The sequence below is a fragment of the Mycobacterium sp. genome (genome assembly GCF_035570115.1).
GTDB lineage: Bacteria > Actinomycetota > Actinomycetes > Mycobacteriales > Mycobacteriaceae > Mycobacterium.
The window spans coordinates 1-18,657 of record NZ_DATMLH010000328.1 but is presented as its reverse complement, the minus strand read 5'-3'; the positions used below and the strand labels follow the sequence as shown (position 1 = coordinate 18,657).

The 18,657-nt window shown below is 64.2% G+C and carries 16 protein-coding genes; 12 read left to right on the top strand and 4 right to left on the bottom strand.

Going from position 1 to position 18,657, the window contains the following annotated elements; genetic code table 11:
- Positions 1-33: 33 nt before the first annotated feature.
- The 6 genes from VNW74_RS30780 to VNW74_RS30755 are packed head-to-tail and all read left to right on the top strand — an operon-like array spanning position 34 to position 6,757.
- Positions 34-1,173 (top strand): CoA transferase, encoded by a 1,140-nt coding sequence (locus tag VNW74_RS30780; protein WP_325683996.1) that lies wholly within the window; start codon positions 34-36, stop codon positions 1,171-1,173.
- The gene (locus VNW74_RS30775; protein ID WP_325683994.1) at positions 1,173-2,282 is read left to right on the top strand and encodes an LLM class flavin-dependent oxidoreductase; all 1,110 of its coding nucleotides are present in this window, start codon (positions 1,173-1,175) and stop codon (positions 2,280-2,282) included. The genes VNW74_RS30780 and VNW74_RS30775 overlap by 1 nt, the downstream gene beginning before the upstream one ends.
- A 23-nt stretch (positions 2,283-2,305) precedes the next feature.
- Positions 2,306-3,445 carry an acyl-CoA dehydrogenase family protein gene (locus tag VNW74_RS30770; protein WP_325683991.1) on the top strand — a complete coding sequence of 380 codons (1,140 nt, stop codon included), beginning with the start codon at positions 2,306-2,308 and terminating at the stop codon, positions 3,443-3,445.
- Between the two features lie 53 nt (positions 3,446-3,498).
- The gene (locus VNW74_RS30765; RefSeq protein ID WP_325683989.1) at positions 3,499-4,191 is read left to right on the top strand and encodes an alpha/beta hydrolase; all 693 of its coding nucleotides are present in this window, start codon (positions 3,499-3,501) and stop codon (positions 4,189-4,191) included.
- A 57-nt stretch (positions 4,192-4,248) separates the two neighbouring features.
- A complete protein-coding gene (locus VNW74_RS30760) occupies positions 4,249-5,511 on the top strand; it encodes a CaiB/BaiF CoA transferase family protein (protein WP_414686825.1) in 1,263 nt (420 codons plus the stop codon).
- Between the two features lie 37 nt (positions 5,512-5,548).
- Positions 5,549-6,757 carry a cytochrome P450 gene (locus VNW74_RS30755; protein WP_325683987.1) on the top strand — a complete coding sequence of 403 codons (1,209 nt, stop codon included), beginning with the start codon at positions 5,549-5,551 and terminating at the stop codon, positions 6,755-6,757.
- 106 nt (positions 6,758-6,863) lie between these two features.
- Here VNW74_RS30755 and VNW74_RS30750 read toward each other — a convergent pair whose 3' ends face one another.
- On the bottom strand, positions 6,864-7,982 hold the full coding sequence (locus tag VNW74_RS30750) for an NDMA-dependent alcohol dehydrogenase (RefSeq protein WP_325683985.1): 1,119 nt from the start codon (positions 7,980-7,982) through the stop codon (positions 6,864-6,866).
- A gap of 538 nt (positions 7,983-8,520) precedes the next feature.
- Here VNW74_RS30750 and VNW74_RS30745 point away from each other — a divergent pair.
- Genes VNW74_RS30745 through VNW74_RS30730 form a run of 4 tightly spaced genes read left to right on the top strand, consistent with a single transcriptional unit; the run spans position 8,521 to position 12,960 of the window.
- Positions 8,521-9,609, top strand: a complete 1,089-nt coding sequence (locus VNW74_RS30745; RefSeq protein ID WP_325683983.1) for a zinc-binding dehydrogenase — start codon at positions 8,521-8,523, stop codon at positions 9,607-9,609.
- Between the two features lie 19 nt (positions 9,610-9,628).
- On the top strand, positions 9,629-10,573 hold the full coding sequence (locus tag VNW74_RS30740) for a VOC family protein (protein WP_325683981.1): 945 nt from the start codon (positions 9,629-9,631) through the stop codon (positions 10,571-10,573).
- Entirely contained in the window at positions 10,570-12,039 is a 1,470-nt protein-coding gene (locus tag VNW74_RS30735) for an aldehyde dehydrogenase (protein ID WP_325683979.1), read from the top strand. Before VNW74_RS30740 ends, VNW74_RS30735 begins: the two co-directional genes overlap by 4 nt.
- A gap of 6 nt (positions 12,040-12,045) precedes the next feature.
- Positions 12,046-12,960 (top strand): NAD(P)-dependent oxidoreductase, encoded by a 915-nt coding sequence (locus VNW74_RS30730; protein WP_325683977.1) that lies wholly within the window; start codon positions 12,046-12,048, stop codon positions 12,958-12,960.
- Positions 12,961-13,027: 67 nt separating this feature from the next.
- Here VNW74_RS30730 and VNW74_RS30725 read toward each other — a convergent pair whose 3' ends face one another.
- Entirely contained in the window at positions 13,028-14,302 is a 1,275-nt protein-coding gene (locus tag VNW74_RS30725) for a cytochrome P450 (RefSeq protein ID WP_325683975.1), read from the bottom strand.
- 180 nt (positions 14,303-14,482) lie between these two features.
- Here VNW74_RS30725 and VNW74_RS30720 point away from each other — a divergent pair, with 180 nt between their 5' ends.
- Positions 14,483-15,589 carry a spirocyclase AveC family protein gene (locus VNW74_RS30720; protein WP_325683973.1) on the top strand — a complete coding sequence of 369 codons (1,107 nt, stop codon included), beginning with the start codon at positions 14,483-14,485 and terminating at the stop codon, positions 15,587-15,589.
- Between the two features lie 128 nt (positions 15,590-15,717).
- Positions 15,718-16,131: a nuclear transport factor 2 family protein gene (locus tag VNW74_RS30715; RefSeq protein WP_325683971.1), complete on the top strand. Its 414-nt coding sequence runs from the start codon at positions 15,718-15,720 to the stop codon at positions 16,129-16,131.
- Between the two features lie 100 nt (positions 16,132-16,231).
- Here VNW74_RS30715 and VNW74_RS30710 read toward each other — a convergent pair whose 3' ends face one another.
- The gene (locus VNW74_RS30710; RefSeq protein ID WP_325683969.1) at positions 16,232-17,395 is read right to left on the bottom strand and encodes a hypothetical protein; all 1,164 of its coding nucleotides are present in this window, start codon (positions 17,393-17,395) and stop codon (positions 16,232-16,234) included.
- Between the two features lie 343 nt (positions 17,396-17,738).
- A complete protein-coding gene (locus VNW74_RS30705) occupies positions 17,739-18,653 on the bottom strand; it encodes an alpha/beta hydrolase family esterase (RefSeq protein ID WP_325684036.1) in 915 nt (304 codons plus the stop codon).
- Positions 18,654-18,657: the final 4 nt, after the last annotated feature.

The window sequence follows — 18,657 nt, the reverse complement described above, 5'->3', positions numbered from 1 at the left end:
CAACGGTGGGGGATATACGATATGATATCTGGCATGGTCTCAGGCCCCCTTTCGGGTTTCCGTGTTGTCGATCTGACCAACGGTTGGGCGGGCACCTCGTGCACCAAAGTCCTGTCCTCCTACGGTGCCGACGTCATCAAGATCGAGAACCCCGACGGCGGTGACATGGCCCGCAATTTGGTGCCCTGGGTATTCGAGACGTTCAATGGCGGGAAACGTTCACTGACCGTTGACTTACGCGAAAAAGCCGGTCAGGAGATCGTGCGGAGGTTAGCCAAATCGAGCGACGTGCTGGTGCAGTCGATGCGTCCGGGTGCCCTCGATGAGATCGGACTGGGTCGGGCCGAGCTCACGGCCGCTAATCCGAGCCTGATTTACGCCTCCTTTTCCGCGTTCGGGAGCAGCGGCCCCAGCAGCCACCGCCGCGGGGTGGACTCGGTCGTGCAAGCTGAATCCGGGCTCGCCGCAATCGTTGGACGAGTGGTGGATTCGGTGAGCGTGATCGATGCCGCCGGCGGTCTGGCGCTCGCGCAGGGGATCCTTGCTGCGCTGCTGTTGAGGGAACGCAGCGGCGTCGCCGAGCCCGTTGAAGTCAACTTGCTTGACACCGCGGTCTATTTGCAAGGTGCGCTGTACACCGAGTTCTCCGCGACCGGAAGCACACTCGACCGGGAGAGCTTTGACACAGTGTTCCCGACGGTCGGCACATTCGAAGCGTCGGACGGTCCGCTGTATGTCGCCGCCTACTGGCCTGGTGACTGGGCAACGATTTGCGATCTGATCGGCCGGCCCGAGCTCGTCGAGGATGCCAGGTTCTGCGACCCGGCGTCGCGGTCAGCCAATTGCGACGCATTGCGCGAGGAGATCGGCGCGGAGTTCAAGAAAAAACCGCGCCGCCAGTGGGTGCGCGACCTGGAGCGGTCGGGGATTCTCGCCGGCGAAAGACGCAGTTACGCCGATGTGCTGGCCGACGAGCAGGTTCGACACAACGAGACGTTCGAGTCGATACGGCTCGCCGACAACCGCATTGTCTCGATTCCCCGGCCGCCCATCCGGCTCGGCGGTCGCGCGATGCCCGCTCTCGGCGCCGCGCCGGCGCTGGGCGAACACACCGACTCGATACTGCAATCGCTGCAAAACCTCGCGACCAGTGAGCCAGCTGGGAATCGATGATGGAATTCTGGTGTCTCGCGGCGACTTCGGTGGCCAGCGCTGCAGAACAAGCCGTCGCCGCCGAGAGCGCGGGCTGGGACGGCATGCTGGTGCCGGACACCCAAAGCCTGATGAGCGATGCCTACGTCACGCTCACCTTGGCCGCGGTCGCGACGCATGACCTCAAACTGGGTACCGGCGTGACGAACCCGTTCACCCGCCATCCCGCGGTCACGGCGTCGGCGATCGCTGCGCTGCAGGAACTTTCGCGGGGCCGCGCGGTGCTCGGTATCGGCCGCGGTGACAACTCGTTGGCACATCTGGGGTTGGCACCTGCATCCCCGGCGGTCTTCGAAAGGTACCTCGGCCGGCTGCAGGGATATCTCCGCGGTGAACCGGTTCCGTTTGACGAGAGCGACCGGACCGATATGCGAAGCGTCGATCGGTTGCCGAATGCGGACGCACCCGAACACAGCGTGCTCCGATGGTTGAATCCGTCGCTGCCCAAAGTCCCAGTGGATGTCGCGGCGACCGGGCCGAAAGTAATCCGTCTGGCCGCCGTGCTCGCGGACCGGCTGACGTTCGCTGTGGGCGCGGATCCCGAACGCCTCGAGTGGGCGATAACGACCGCTCGGACGGCCAGAGAGCAGGCAGGACTAGACCCGACCGCGTTGACGTTCGGCGCGTACATCACTGTTGTGCCGCACCCAGATCCCGCTGTCGCGGTCAAGTTGGCGGCAATAGGCGTCGCCACGTTGTCCAGGTTCTCGGCCATGCATGGCAGGGTCACGTCTCCGATGCGCAGCGACGACAGCGCAGAAGTGCAACGATTGGTCTCGGCCTACGATCTGGGCCACCACGGCGATGCGAACGCAGATCACCGCGCCGCCGTCTCCGATGAATACATCCATCGGTTCGGCATTGCCGGCCCCGTCGAGCATTGCATCTCGCGGCTCCGCGAGATCGAAGACATTGGTATCGACCGCGTCGTAGTTCTTGACCTCGGCTCCCCGAACGACCAGCAGCTGATCGACAGCCGCGCGGCGTTGCTCAGCCAGGTCATGCCCGCCCTGCGGGCAACAACGCCGGGTCCCGCGGCGGCGCCGCGGGCAGCCGCGGCGACACGCTGACCATCACCTTCGGAGGAGGATGCATGCTGCTGGAGGAACACCATGAGGCATACCGCGCTGACGTTCGCCGTTTTATGGACCGCGTCGTCGAACCGGCCCGCGCCGAGCTGGACCTCACCAAACCGCTCACTCGCGAGGAAGTCCACCACCTTCGAAAGAAGTTCTCGGAGCACGAGATTGCCAACAGTGAGCCACTGCGCGAGGATGGCCGCCCCGATCTTGTTGCCATCGGAATCTTCACCGAGGAACTCAACCGTGTCGACGCGTCGTTCGGGGCGATGGCGGCAGCGCTGTTCTTCTCGCCGCTCCCGATCGGCTCGCTGCTGTCAGAGCCGCAGCGCCAGCGCTACGGCAGGCATTTCGAGCCCGGTCGGCTGGTGTCGGTGGGACTCAGCGAGCCCGGGGTGGGATCAAACCCCGCGGAGGTACAAACGAAAGCACGTCGGGCGGGCGACCGCTGGGTGATCAACGGGCAAAAGCTGTGGACCTCCAATGCGACGATATCCGAAGCGATCCTCGTGACATGCCGGGTACCCGAAGAAGACGACGGGCTGTCGATGTTCTTAGTCGAGCGCGACGAGTACCCCTACGAACCCCGACCCATCAAATGCCTTGGCATGACAGGGGTTTCCACCTGTGAAGTCGACTTCGTCGACTGCTCCGTGCCGGACGGGGCGCGAATCGGTGCCCCCGGTGGCGGATTGCGGGTAATGCTGCAGTTGCTCGATCGGGCTCGTCTCAACATCTCTTTCACCTCCGTCGGGATCGCGCAGGCGGCGCTGGAAGAGGCTGTCTCCTATGCGCGTACCCGTCATCAGTTCGGCAAAGCGATCGCTTCCTTCCAGCTGGTGCAGGAGATGGTTGCGGACATGGCCACCCAAGTGACCGCCGCGCGCCTCATGGCACTTCATGCCGCCACCCTGGTGCAAGCGGGGCGACCAGCCCGCGCCGAGGTGTCCATGGCGAAGGCATTCTGCACCGAAACGGCAGTCGCGGTGAGTTCGCAGGCGATTCAGGTGCATGGCGGCATGGGTCTCACCAAGGAATGCAACGTCGAAAGGTATTTCCGGGATGCCCGAATGCAAACCATTCCTGACGGAACCACTCAGATCCACAAGCTGATCATCGGACGTGAACTCACCGGCGTTTCTGCACTTATCTAGGTGAGGGTGAGCCCAGCGGCGATGCTCCGAGGCGAGAAACCAGGAGGGCCGGGATGCGATTCGTTTTGACACACGGTGCCATGCACGGTGGCTGGTGCTGGAAATACGTGCTCGACGAGCTCGCCGCGCTTGGCGTCTCGGCCATCGCGCCGGATCTTCCCGGCCACGGCGAGCGCGCGAACGAACCGGCCACGCTGGATGGATATCGGGACGCCCTGCTCGAGGTGCTTGAACCCGACGACGTGCTCGTTGGGCACTCCCTCGGGGGCAGCTTCATTTGTTTAGCCGCCGACGCCGCACCTGATAAGGTTCGCCGGCTGATCTACATAGCGGCACTTGTGCCAGAAGAGGATCGCTCCCTGGCTGAGGTGTTGCCATTTGTGGGCGACGTCAAGGAATTTGAGCTCACTCCGGACAGCTACCGCCTGACCGACGCGGGTGCTGCTCGCGCAGTCTTTTACAACGACTGCACATCAGATCAGGTGAATTGGGCCTACAGCCAGGTTCGACCGCAGTCGTTACAGCCGTTGATGACGCCGATACGACTTGCCCGGTTTTGGGATCTTGATATTCCCCGCGACTACATTCTGTGTCTCAACGATCGCACCGGCTTACTGACGGTTGCGGAAGATCAGCTATCCAGACTACGGCCGACGACGATACATCCAGTGTGGGCCTCGCATTTTCCTCTGATCAGTCGCCCGAAAGAGCTTGCCCGCCAATTGGTAACCATTGCCGCGAACTGAGTTGCCGGCTTGCAGGCGGTGGCCGGCATCGCATCGTCCAGGACGAAGGGATCTTCGGTGACAGAAGCCAGTACCGAACTCACGACAGGGCCGGACGCCACAGGGCCGCTCGCCGGTCTGAAGGTCATCGAGATGGGCAGCGTCGGACCTGTGCCGCATGCTTGCATGCTGCTGGCCGACATGGGCGCCGACGTCGTGCGCGTCGACCGGCCGTCGGCGGTGCCGCCTGGTTCACTGCCGGAGCCGCCATACGGTGAGGTCACGTTGCGCGGGCGTCGCAACATCGCCGTCAACCTCAAGCACCCGGACGGCCGCGCGACGCTGCTCGACCTGGTGCGCACCGCCGACGTGCTGCTTGAGGGCTTCCGGCCCGGCGTAATGGAGCGCCTCGGACTCGGTCCGGACGAATGCCTGGCCGCTAACCCGCGGCTTGTGTACGGGCGGATGACCGGGTACGGGCAGGATGGCCCGCTGAACCAGGCTGCAGGACATGACCTTAACTACATCGCGTTCGCCGGTGCGCTTGCCCATTTCGGGCGCCCACACGAGCGGCCCAGCATGCCGCTGAACCTGGTCGGCGACTACGGCGGGGGGAGCATGTTCCTGCTGTTCGGCGTGTTGTGTGCGCTGTTCGAGCGCGTGTCCAGCGGGAAGGGCCAGGTCGTCGATGCGGCGATGGTCGACGGGGTCGCTTCTCTCATGTCCCTGTTCTGGGGGTTCAGCCAGATCGGCAAGTTCGACGAGACGAAGCGCGGGGCCCACCTCTTCGACAGCGGCGCGCACTTCTTCGACGTCTACGAGTGCGCGGACCGCAAGTTCATCTCCGTCGCCGCGATTGAGCCGCAGTTCTACGCCGAGCTCCTAGCGCGCCTGGGGCTCACGGACGACCCAGCCTTCGCTGTGCAGGAGGACCCGAGCCGCTGGCCGGAGCTCAAGCAGCGATTCATTGCATTGTTCGCCACCCGCACCCGCGAACAGTGGTGCGCGCTGCTCGAGGGCACCGACGCCTGCTTCGCGCCGGTGTTGACGCTAAGCGAGACAGCCAAGCACGCCCACAGCGCGCATCGCGGCACGATCGTCGAGGTCGACGGCATCCGCCAGCCGGCGCCCGCACCGCGCTTATCCCGCACGCCCGGCCGCCTGGACCGTCCGCCCGCCCGGGTCGGCCAGGACACCGTCGACGTTCTTTGCGACTGGGACATCCCGCCCGACCGCGTTCAGCACCTGCTGGACGCGGGTGCGGTCACGCTCGCCGAACGCTCGGTGCCCGGCTCCGGTGGGCGCGGGTCCCTGACCGCGACGGCGACCCGCGTCGACTGATCCGTTCCCCCGGACAACACAGTCAAGGAGCTAGCCAATGCCAGACCGAGCCGTCACCAGCACTTCTGACCCTCAGGAGGTAGCTCGCACATTCGACCATCAGTCGTGTGAACTGGCCGACGACCCCGGACCAACGTGGAGCGTTCTGCGAGAGGTTGAGGGCATTCCCAAGAGCCACGCCCACGGTGGATTCCACGTCGTTAGCCGTTATGACGACGTATGCGACGCCGCCAAGCGGCCGGATGTGTTCTCGAGCGCCGAAGTCGGTATTCCCTCGATCGAGGTCGACTTATACCCGCTTACCTTGGATCCCCCGCTGCACTCCGAATACCGTCAACTCCTGGCCTCTGCGTTCAGCAAGAAAGAGGTCGAGAAGAAAGCCGAGAGTGTGCGGGCCTACGTCCGCTCACTGATCGAAGATGTCGTCGACCAGGACGCGTTCGACTTCGTCGAGAAGTTGGCGGGCCCGCTGCCCATGCACGTAACGCTGGAGGTCATCGGCGTCCCGGTGCAGTACGGGGAGGAGCTCTACCGACTGATTCAGATTGTCAATCATCGGCGCGGCGAAGACGATGCGCCCGCGGCAGCCGCCGGACAGCTCGTCGCGCAACGACTGCTCGAAGTAGTGGGCCAGTTCCGCAGCGGCGAGCTCACCGATGGGGCTGTCGGGCCACTGGTGAATGCCGAGGTCTCCGGGAAGCCACTGTCGGACCACGACCTCATCGCCACCTGCATGAATATGGTGAACGGCGCGCTGGACACCACGACGTCTGCACTCACCTTCGCGGCCCATCATTTGGTGACCCACCAAGACGATCTGCAGACCCTGCGCGTGAACCCTCAGCTCATCCCGGGCGCCGTGGACGAGTTCATTCGACTCGCGGCCGCCGCGCCGGCGACCTCTCGCATCGCCACGGTAGACACCGAGATAGCCGGCTGTCCCGTCCGGGCGGGGGAGAGGGTTCTCCTGGTGTGGGGTTCGGCGTCCCGCGACGAGCGACGATTCGACGATCCTGAGACGCTTCGGATCGAAGGCCGCAAGAACTCCCATGTCGCCTTCGGGTACGGCATACACCGCTGCCTGGGTCTGTTCGTCGCACAAATGATGATCCGGGTCTTCCTAGAGGAATCGCTCAAACTCCTGTCGGGGCTGGTCCCGGCTGCCGGCTTCGTCCCCACGTGGCACGGCGGCGAGCTTCGGGGGATGGAGTCGCTGCCCCTCGTTCGGCGCTACGACACCGAATAAGCTCGCGCACAACGGCACCGGAGGCCGTCGCCGCGAACACGGACGATTCCCCGCCTCCGCGTTCGACCGATCGACAAGACGCGATCGGGACGGGCGCTGCGACTGTTCAGTCGAAGAGCACGACCCCGCGGATGTTGAGTCCGGCGTGCAGATCGGAAAATCCCTGCGCCACCTCGTCGAGCGTGTAGGTGCGGGTCACCAGTTCGTCGAGCTTGAGAATGCCGGCGCGGTACATCTCGAGCTGGCGGGGAACGTCCACGCTGGGTGAGCATCCCCCAAACAGGCTGCCCTGCAGGCGTTTCTGGTAGAGGGTCAACTCCATCGCCGAGATGGGGATTCCCACTTCTGACATCGGCACCAGGCCGGTGACTACGACCGTGCCGCCTTTGCGAATCGCCGCGAACGCCTCAGCAATGTGCTGTCCCGAAGTGACGCCGACGGTCACCAACGCGGCGTCAGCGCCCTGCCCGTTGGTGAAACCACGTGCGGCCTCTGCCGCCTCGTCCATCGTGGCAAATGCGTGCGTGGCACCGAGTTTGAGCGCCGTCTCCCGCTTGAACTCGACTGGGTCCACAGCGATGACGTTCTGGGCGCCGATGTGCGCGGCACCCTGCACAGCGTTGATGCCGACGCCACCGATGCCCATCACGATGGCGGTGTCTCCGGGCCGCAGATCCGCCAAATGTACGGCCGACCCCCACCCGGTGCCCACGCAGCAGCCGGCAAGGCACACCTTGTCCAACGGAAGGTCGGCATCGATCTTCACGCACGACCGCATATCGACCACGGTGTATTCGGAGAACGTCCCAAGGGCGGCCATCTGGGCGACAGGGACACCGTCGAGATGCATCCGGAAGCTCGTCGGGTCGTCCAGGCGCGACCCGACCAGAAGATTTGCGCCGTCGTCACACAGGTTCTGGTGCCCGCGAGCACAGAACCGGCAGTGACCACAGAACGGCAGGAACGCGAAAACGACGTGATCACCGGGCGAAAGACCGCGCACCGCCGAACCAACTTCCACGACGACGCCCGCCCCTTCGTGACCGCCGCAGAACGGAAACACCGGGACCGGGAGGTCGCCGGTGGCGATGTGATCATCCGAGTGGCACAGGCCGGACGCGACCATCTTCACGAGGACTTCGGTGGGCTGGGGATCGTCGACATCAAGCTCGACGCTCTCAAACTTGCTGTGGGGAGCACGCAGGATGGACGCCCGGGTTTTCATTTCGACAGCCTTTCCGACTCCCCGGCCACCGTGTGTGCGCACCCACCTGCAACTTGAGCGGCGCCGCCGGTTGCGTCAAACGCGCTGGCAAGAGTCCGATCATGAGTTTCGCTATGGCATCAAGGGCGGTGTCCTCGGTGAATCCGGTCGCCCTTCGATGATCACGTCTGCGGCGACGTTCGACCAGGCTCCGTGTCGTCGTTGGGCAGGCGTGATCCGGGACAGCTCCACTTTGTGACCAACCCGACGGTTACGATACCATATCGCAAGAGCATCGATGCTTCTTCGCTAGACCTATGCGTGACCGGACTTCAGGGCGCGGAGCCATCTATGTGCATACTTGCGGCATCTCAAGTGCACGATATAATATCGCATTGGAGTGGATCTACCGCGCACGGGGCGTCCGCAGCCGATCGGCCACTCGCCCAACACGACGAAAGCGGGTCATGCGTCGACACAGCGAATCACTGCAACCCCACCGCCGGGGGATCGCAGGCGGGGCGGCGACCCGGGGTCGTAACGGCTCGAAGGGCACACGGTGAAAGCCGCGGTTGTGAATGCCGTCGGCGGCGGATTCAGCGTCGAGGAGATCTCCATCGCGGCGCCGATTGGGCGAGAGGTGCTTGTCGACGTCAAGGCAGTCGGACTCTGCCAGACCGACCACACCATCGCGACGATCGACATGGGATATGCCATGCCGTCGGTCCTGGGTCACGAGGTGGCCGGTGTCGTGGCCGGCGTTGGGCCCTCGGTCACCAGTGTTGCGGTGGGCGACCACGTGGTCGGCTGTCTGGCGCAAAGCTGCGGTGGATGCGCGCGATGCCTCGACGGCCGGCCTCTGCAGTGCCAACGCCCCGAGGCAACCCAACGCGCCGCCGGCCAGCCGCCGCGGCTGTCACGCGACAGCGCCGCGGTATCTCAGATCTTTGGGCTCGGGGGCTTTGCGGAGCAGGCGTTAATTCACGAGAACCAGCTCGTCACCATCGCCGAGGAAGCGCCGTTCCCCCAGGCAGCGCTTCTTGGCTGCGGGGTGCTGACCGGGGCCGGTGCGGTCCTGAACACCGCCAACGTGCGAGCGGGTGACAGCGTCGTGATCATCGGAACCGGAGGCGTGGGAATCAACGCCGTGAGCGGCGCCGTACTGGCCGGCGCATCGACGATCATCGCCGTCGACGTGGAAGAGCAACGGCTGGATGCCGCGACTCGATTCGGTGCGACGCATGCGATCAACTCGGCGAAAGAGGATGTCGTCGAAGCGGTGTCGGCGATCACGAGAACCGGCGCCGATCACGTGTTCGATTTCGTCGGTACCGCGGCCGTGGCGCAGAGCGGCGTATCGATGCTCGCCGTGGGCGGCGGCCTCTATCTCGTTGGTGTCGCCGATCCGGCGGCCAGCGTTCCCGTGAGCATTGTTGCGTCGGTGTTGAGGCAGACCCGGGTTCAGGGTGTCACGCTGGGATCATCGAACTTCAAGCGCGACATCCCGTATTACGCCGACCTGTACCTGCAGGGTCGGTTGAATCTCGATGATCTGGTCTCGCTGGAGATTTCGCTCTCGGACATCGAAGATGCCTACGCCCGCTTGAAGGATCCGGCCGTCACCCGAATCGTCATCACATCGTTTTAACCGTCCGAAGGGCTAGAGCATGGACATCGTCGCGCGTCTTGGGTACCTGTCGGTGGGGGTGCACAACCTCGTCGAGGCCGCCGAGTTCTACTCCCGGGTCGTCAGGCTCGACGTGACCGAACAGCTTGGCGACACCGCATTCATGACCGGCGGCGTCGAGCACCATTGGATTCGGCTTGAGGAGGGAAACAAGCAGGGCATCAAGCGAATTGGTTACGAAGTCGCCAGTGAGAGCGCCTTGCAAGAAGTCGCCCGCCGGCTGCGAGAACAAAGCATCGAGGTTCTCGAGGGTGGTGACCCCAAGCGCGACCGTGTGCAGCGGTGGCTGCGGTTCACCGATCCCGGCGGAACCGACATCGAGCTCTACATCGGGATGTACGAGCGCGGAGTTGCGCCCGTCAACAACGGCGTCACTCTCGAGAAATTCCTGCACGCGGCCTGGGGGGTGACGAACTGGGAACAAACCACGGCCTTCTACCAGGATGTGTTGGGGTTCAAGGCGTCCGACTGGATCAGCAACCGTGCGGGATTCTTCCGCGCCGCGGACCGTTACCACCACTCGCTTGTCTTGTTGCGCAGCGAGCGTCCCAATTTCAACCATTTCTGCATTCAAGTGGGCTCACTCGACGACGTCATGCGGGCGCGCAACAACGCGCTGCGGCTGGGCGTCAAACTTCGCGACGACCTGCTGCGGCATGCCCCGTCGGGATCTATCGGCGTCTACCTCAAGGACGAGGCCCGGGGTTTCGCGGTCGAATTCTGCGTGGGACATCCACAACTCGATGATGACACTCACCGCCCTCGTGTTTTGCCGTCATCGCCGGAGACGCGCGACGTATGGTTGGCACCGCTGCCCGACCCACTCGAGCCCGGAACCGTTACCACGATGGATGGGCGCGCTGAGCAGAGCGCACCGCGGGAGTGGATTCCCGGCAGCGTTGTCGAGTCGGGCGTACGGCGATGACCGCGCCGACTCGCTCTCAGGACGGGGCCCAGCAGGTGATTGAGCATCGGGAATTGTTCATCGGCGGGCGGATGGCCGCACCCAGTGGCCATGACACGATCGAGGTGATCTCTCCGCATTCCGAACAGGTCGTCGGGCGCACGCCCGACGGTGCACCAGCCGACATCGACGCCGCGGTGGCCGCCGCGCGATCGGCGATGTCGGGGGAGTGGGGACGCTCGTCTGCCTCGGAGCGCGTCGAGGTGATGAAGCGCCTGGTGGCTGAGTGCCGTCGCCGCTCCGAGGAGTTCGGACATGCCCAGGTGCTCGAGATGGGTTGCCCGATCTCGCAGGTCAACATGGTGATGGTCGAACCGGCGTTCAGCAACCTGGACTACTACATCGATCTGATCACTGGAATGCAGTTCGAGGAGCACAGGACCGGCGTCGGGGGTAGCAGCGTCGTTCGCCAGCGACCGGTGGGCGTTGTCGGTGCCATCATCCCTTGGAACGGGCCACCGACACTGACGATGATGAAACTCGCGCCGGCGCTTGCCGCGGGGTGCGCGGTGGTGTTGAAGCCGGCACCCGAGGCTCCGCTGGATTCGTACGTGCTCGCCGATGCCGCCATGGCCGCCGGGCTGCCCGACGGTGTGCTCAACATCGTTCCCGGCGGTCGTGAACTCGGGGAATATCTAGTCACTCACCCCGGTGTGGACAAGGTCGCCTTCACCGGCTCGAGCGCGGCTGGAAAGCGCATCGGCAGGCTGTGCGGTGAGCGGCATCGGCCGGTGACCCTCGAGCTCGGGGGTAAATCGGCGGCCATCGTTCTGCGCGACGCGGACCTGGCCGCCACCGTCGCCGGGCTCGCGTTCAACTCCTTCCTCAACAGCGGGCAGATCTGCGCCCTCGACAGCCGAATTCTGTTACCGGACACCCGGTTTGACGAATTCGCCGAGGCGATCGGTGCGACGGTGGCCGGGTTCAAGGTTGGCGATCCGTTCGATCCGGAGACGTTCGTGGGCCCGTTGGTGAGTGAGCGGCAACGGGACAGGGTGGAAGGCTACCTCGCGAAGGGCGTTGCCGAGGGAGCGCGAGTGGTGGTTGGCGGTGGCCGTCCCAAGGACCTTCCCCACGGCTGGTACGTGGAGCCAACGGTGTTCGTGGACGTCGAACCGTCGATGACGATAGCCCGCGAGGAGATCTTCGGACCGGTGATTGCGTTGCTGCCCTATACCGACGAGGACGAGGCCGTGGCGATCGCAAACGACACCGATTATGGTTTGGCGGGCTCGATTTGGACTACTGACGTGGCACACGCGCTCGAGTTGTCGACGCGCATCCAGACCGGCACCATGGCGATCAACACCTTCGGTTGTCAGCCCTGCACGCCGTTTGGTGGCGTCAAGCTCAGTGGCATCGGGCGTGAAGGCGGCCCTGAAGGGTTGCGTGCGTACCTGTCCAGCCAGTCCATCCTGCTGGGTTGAAAGCTCATGTCTGTGACTGATGAGCACCCGCAGAGTCTGCCGACATCCGGCCGCATTCTCGGCGGCTTTGAGCCCGGCGTCGGCTTCATCGGCCTCGGCGACATGGGTGGGCGCATCGCCCAACGGATACTGGCCGCTGGTTTTCCTCTGACGGTGTACGACAGAAGCGCGGATGCCTGCCACAAGTTGCGTGAACGGGGCGCCGCAGTTGCCGAACAGGCTGAGCTTGTCGGCCGCCAGTGCGGCGTCGTAAGCATCTGCGTTGTCGATGACACACAGTTGCGCGAGGTCATCGGGCAGCTACGGCGGGAGTTGAGGCCCGGATCGGTCGTGCTCGTTCACAGCAGTGTTCTGCCCGACACGGTCATTGAGCTTGCCCGGGACCTCGCGACCGTGGACGTTGCGGTGATCGATGCGCCGGTCAGCGGCTCACGTCCCGCCGCGGATGCCGGGACGCTGACGGTAATGGCCGGGGGCGACCAAGACACCCTCGAGAGGCTTCAGCCGCTGCTCGACACGTTCGCCGCGAACGTCGTGCGGGCGGGTGAGGTGGGCGCGGGTCAGGCCCTCAAGATCGCCAACAACGTCATGCTTCATATGAACTACCTGGTGGCCCTGGAGGCGGTGCGGTTCGCGCGCAGCCAGGGTGTCGACGAGGCGACGCTCATTGCGACGGCGAACATCTCCAGCGGGCGATCCTGGGTGACTGAGACTTGGGGTTTGCTTGACGCCATGATGGTCGACCACCCGCTCGCCGGAACCGATGCCATTTATCCGTTGATGTCGAAGGAGCTCTGGCACTCGGTGCAGTTGGGCCGCGATACCCAGACCTCGCTGCCGTTAACGGCTCTCGGCACGCAACTCACCGAGGGGCATTTGCGCGCGCGTCGCCAGGATCTGCAATCGGAGGCCGGTAAATAGAACGGGGCGTCTAGAGAGGTTCGCGCTACGGTGCGCTAACTTCAGCCCTGCCGGCCGGCGAGCGCAGTCAGAGCGCGACGAGCGGAATCTGCTTGTATCCCCGGATCAGCAGGCTGTCACCCAACTCAAGATCTGCGCTGGGATCGAGCGTGAATCGCTCCAGATGGGGCAGCAGGGCCGTCAGCGCACTCTTCGCTTCAAGTCGGGCGAGCGGGGCGCCTAAGCAGAAGTGGATGCCTTTGCCGAAGCCCAGGTGGGGAGTGGTTCGTGTGATGTCGAACTTGTCCGGGTCTTCGAAGCGGCTCGGGTCGCGGTTGGCCGCACCGACGAGGATGGCGATGATGCTGTCCTTGGGTATCGTTGTCCCGCAAACGTCGACATCCTGCAGTGCCTCGCGGTGTAGGAACTGGAACGGCGCCTGCGCGCGTGCGCCCTCTTCGAGAGCCGACGGCACCAGGTCCGGTCGGGACAGCAACAGGTCAAGCTGATCGCGGTTTCGCAGCAGCTCGACCACCGTATTGCCGATCAAGTTGGTCGTCGTCTCATTGCCGGCCGACATCATCACCAAGATGAACAGCACTGTCTCGGTGACAGTCATGGTGTCGACGTCGACGGCGCGGACAAGATCGCTGATCATGTCGTCTCGGGGATTTTCGCGGCGATCCTCGATCAGGGGCACGAAGAACTCCGACAACTCCTTGAGCATGCCGAAGAGCTTGAACGTGGTCTCGGGGCTGCCGCGGCCCTCGCTTTGGGGCAGGTTGGCCACCATGTCCGACCAGCGCCGCACGTCGGCGTAGCGGTCGTGGGGGACCGACAAAAGGTCGGCAATGACGCCGACAGGGACCGGGATCGCCAACTCGCTGACAAGCTCGTACCGGTCACGCCCTTCGATGCCGTGCAGGCACTCGGCAACGATTTCCTCGATTCGGTCCTTGAACATTCCGACCCGGCGGGCAGTCAGCCCACGGTTGACGATCTTGCGCTGACGGGTGTGGTTTGGGGGGTCGGCGCCAACGATTACCCGGGCGACCATAAGGTCGCCGAGGTCCAACGGAAGGGTCTCCGCGAGCTTGGCCAGATGGGTCATCATGGCCACGCTCTCTTCGTTGTCGAAATCCACCTTCGGTGGAAAGCCGATTGACTCATCCTGATTCGGGCGGTTGGAGAACAGATCATGGTTGTTGAAGATGTACTCGACGCCCTCATAGCTCGAGACAATCCAGGTGCCCGATGGCGCGCGGTAGACGGGCGCCTCGTGGATGAGTCGTTGGTAGGTATCGAAGAGTCCCACGCGGCAGGCTGGATCCCACGGCTCGTAGTACAGCTCGGTACTCGTCATCTTCGACTGGCCCTCCGATCGTCTAGATGGATATATCGTATCGCAAGTCGCGGTGACCCGACAGGGGTGCTTGCTTTTGATCGCGCGATTGGCGATATAGTATATGACATCATGGCTTGGGTCCCGGGCGCCGGCTGACTGGCCGAGAGCCGGCGGCGCCACCCCAAATTAGGAGGCAGGATGACCATAGACGCGCAAGCCTCTGCGGTGCGGGCCGATGCGAAACACGCTGCGCGACGCGGGGCGGACGCGACGGTGGGCCCGGAACCGTCGGCGCCCGATATTGCCCCGGGTCGCCGGGCGCGCCCGGTTCTGTGGTGGGCCGCCTTGGGCGCCGCCGCGGTCGCGATGCAACTCTACGTCTACGGCAGGTGGGTCACCTCAAGCAACTTTGCGCCCACCCCCACCGGGGCCGATCCCGTGCCGCATGACGTCATGGTGAAAGCCTGGATTCTGCAGGGCACCTTCGCCGCCGGCGCGGTGGCCACGATCGGCTGGTTGGTTTGGCGCTGCGCGCGCGAGCGCCGTCTCACCTTCTACGCCCAAATGTGGATCGCCTGGATGGCGATCCTTTGGCTCGATCCCTGGGCCAACCTGATCCGGCCCCAGATGATGTTCAACTCCTACTACTTCAACCGTGGCTCCTGGGTCGAATACATCCCCTGGTGGATCAGCGCCAAAGGACACCTGCTGCCGCAGCCATTCCTCATCGAGACCGCCAACTACATGACGATGGTTGCGGTAACGATCACGGCCGCCAAGCTCATGAGCTACATCAAGCGTCGCCGGCCCGGGGTGGGGTTGGTGGGACTGTTCGCGCCAACCTGGATAGCGATGATGGTGTTCGTCTTCGCCATCGAAGAGCTCGTTGTCATCCGAGGCGGATGGGTGTGGTGGGCCAGCAACCTCGATGCGCTGACCTTCTGGAGCGGAACCGCCAACGCCATGCCACTAACCGAAATGGCCCTGTGGGGGTTCACGATCACGGTGCTGAGCTACCAGATCTATGCCTACGACACCCGCGGGCAGGCACCGGTCGAACGCGGGATCGACCGGGTACCCGTGAAGGGCGCGGCGCGCACCGCGCTGAGCACGTTCTCGCTAATCGGTTGTGCTACTGCCGCGATGGGGCTGTACTCCGTCTGCTCTGCGGTGCTGGGCCTGTACAGCGGTAACACTCCGGCCCACGTCCCGTCCTATTTCACGAACGGGATCTGCGGCGAGGCCGGTGCACCGCCCTGCCCGACTGACGGCGGACCGATCTACCGCCGAAGCGACTACCCGTAGTCACCTTCATTTCGGCGAAGAGACCGGCAAGCTCTATCCACCGACGGATAGGCGTACCGATAACCCGTTGCCAGGCAGTCGGAACGCGGCCGCCCTGTTCGGGTGACAAGGAAAGGAAATTGGTCCAGATGGCGGTAGTTAGCGATTCCCCGGATCTCTCTGCCGAGGATCGGACGCGATCGGTCGTGCAACAGTTCTACGACTACTCACTGCGGGCCGACCTCGAGGGGGTTGCCAAAATTCTGCACCCTGACGTCGTCACCTACGAACCGGCGTCACTGCCCTACGGTGGCACGCACACTGGCCGTGCTGAGGTCTCGCAACTGCTGGCACAGCTGTACTCGATGATCGATCTCGACGCGGTCGTCGTCGGCGATATCCTGGTCAATTCCGAGCGGGCTGCGGCATTCCTCGAGATTTCGTTCGGGGATTCGGCAAGCAATCACAAAGTATCTGTGGTCGAGACGTTCGTTATCCGCGACGGGTTGATCGGCGAGATCAAACCTTACTACTTCGATACCGCTGCCCTCGTCGCCCGCTAACTGAGCGGTGTGCCTTGTTGGTCGCAATTTCGCTGGCGATGACGATCAGGCGGCCGATTCCGTCCAGAATCCCCGCTGAGAGCTTTGGCGACAGCTGCTGTTAAGGCAATGATTCCGCGTAATCGATCCGCTCCGTGGCTGCTGCACTGCGTCCTCGGCCGGCGGTCCAATGCGGTCCGACCGGCGGCGGCCCAACTATCCCTGGCTTTGATTCGCAGGTTCTCGTGATCGCTTGGACGAGCGGGATTCCGATTGCGTAGTTACCGGCTGAGGTCGGATCGCCTTCGTACGTCGCCGCTCCACTCTCCATACTTGCGTTGACCTCGAGGAGCATTCGCACCGATGGCCTTCCCTCGATAGTCAGCAACCAGTGGTGCTCGATATCGGAGTGCTCGGGTTGCATCGATTTCCCAACAAACCACGTGGTTTCGTACAACAAGAAGGGACGACCGTCGACGAGTGCGGTCCAGCGATGAGTGACCGATGCGACCGCGCCCTCTGCCACCGCATAACTGTCGGCCTGGATATGCTCGCCCGCGACGCGCTGGTCCTGGCTGTGCTCGATGCCATCGATCTCGACGCCGAGCGCATCGCCGATCAGTCCAATGGTTTGCTCCAGGTACAGCTGTGCGAGTTGCGCCGCCGCACTGGCCTTCTCGGATTCCGAGACGGGGAGTCCGATTCCGAGCAGGTGCGCAAGCTCGCTGGAGAGTGGAGTGATGTCGTAGAACTCCTCGATCTTGATGCGGCTGACGTCGTGGCTTAAACCGGTAAGCAAGACGCCAAGACGCTCGCCGATGTACCCCGGGTTGAGCCCCGTGGCGTGCAGGCTCGTGCCGCCGCGCCGACATGCGTCCTCCAAGCGCTCGACCACCTCGGGGTCAAGTGACTCGGCGCGGAAGTAGGCGAGCGAAGTGACCACATTCTTCCCGGATTCGAGCAACCGTACTAACACATCATTGGACCGCCAGTCACCGAAGTCACGAGCGCAGTACAGAACGCAGTCAGCATCGAGTGCGGCGATCTCATCAGGATCCGCTGTGGTCATGATGCCGGCGGCGGGCAGCCCCACCAGCTCGCCGGCATCGACACCGGCCTTGGCGCTGGTGTAGACCTGAACACCCACTACATCGATCCACGGCAGGCGCAGCGCCTCACGTAAGACGGCCGTGCCGACCCCGCCTGTGCCGCAGACAATTACGCGATACCGGCGCCCAGGTACAGGTCGACGGTCGACCTCGACCCGCGCAGATTTAGCAACCATGCTTACTCTCCCAACCGCTAGCCGGACCTTGGGGATCGTCTCCGTCTGGGCTATCCACGCCTCAGAGCTCGGATCGAGAATTCGATGCGCTCGGGGCCCGGGAAGACTTACGGGTCACGGTTGGCCGCGCTCGTTTCTCCACGCCGGACTCCTCCACTCGAAAAGCCGGGCGGTTCCTCGTGTGCTCTTCGACGCCGACGACCGCACGCCCCGTCGCTCTCACGATATGATATCCTGTGTCGTGCGTCAACCAGATGTTTGTCCTGGTCACGCTCTGTTCGGCCCTCGATGTGCCAAGCCCAGCGCGTGGCGCGCACAGGTGGGGCGGCCCGCCGCGGTGCCTTTATCGATGGTTGGGGGCGAAGAACTGCCAGATGGTGTCGGTAGCGTTGAGCGCCGTCGACGGTGGCGGGATGTTGCCGATCCGCTGCGCGAGTGGGCTCGGGTCACCGCCGGGCCACTGGTGGCCCGCCCCCTTGACCGAGATCAATTCCACGGTGTGCCCGTCGGCGCACCCTGCCGTCTGAGTCGTCACGTCCCCTGCGGTAGTCGAGGTGGGTTGTCCGCACCCATCGATCCCACGCCACGTCGCGTTGACGGTCTCCACCGAAGGACCGTCGACGCGCGCCGTCCCGTCGGCCGAGAACGCCTTGCCCGGCCCGCCGTTGTAGGGGACCCTGTCGTCGGCGGTGCCATGTATCTGCAGCACCGATGTCGGCCGTGCCCCCGAACAGTCGGTCAGCAGCGTGCCCGCCACGGGGGCGATCGCCGCGAATGTGTCGGTCTGACAACCCAAGCGAAGCGCCATCATGGCCCCGTTCGACATGCCCGTTGCATAGATGCGCGCCCGATCGATCGGCATTTCTTGCTCGATGGCGCCGACCATGGCGGCGATGAAGCCGACGTCGTCGGTGTTGCTGCGTTGCGGCTCGCCACAGCAGGTCCCGGCGTTCCAGGCGCGCATGACTCCGTCAGGGTAGGCGACCAGGAAATGCCCGGCGTCGGCCTCGCTATCCCAGTGGTAGGAGCGTTCGGCCTGCGCCCCGGTTCCGAAGCCGCCATGCAGCATCACCACCAGCGGCGCACCCTCGCCCAGCCCCGGTGGACGGTACAGATGGAAGGTTCGGCTGACCCCGCCGACGTCGATGGTTTGTGTGGACTGCCCGACCGGGATCGACTGCGCACCCGGTATTCCGAGTGCGCGACCGCCACCGATGCACCCGCCGAGTGCCACGACCAAGGCTCCGACGAGACACACGACA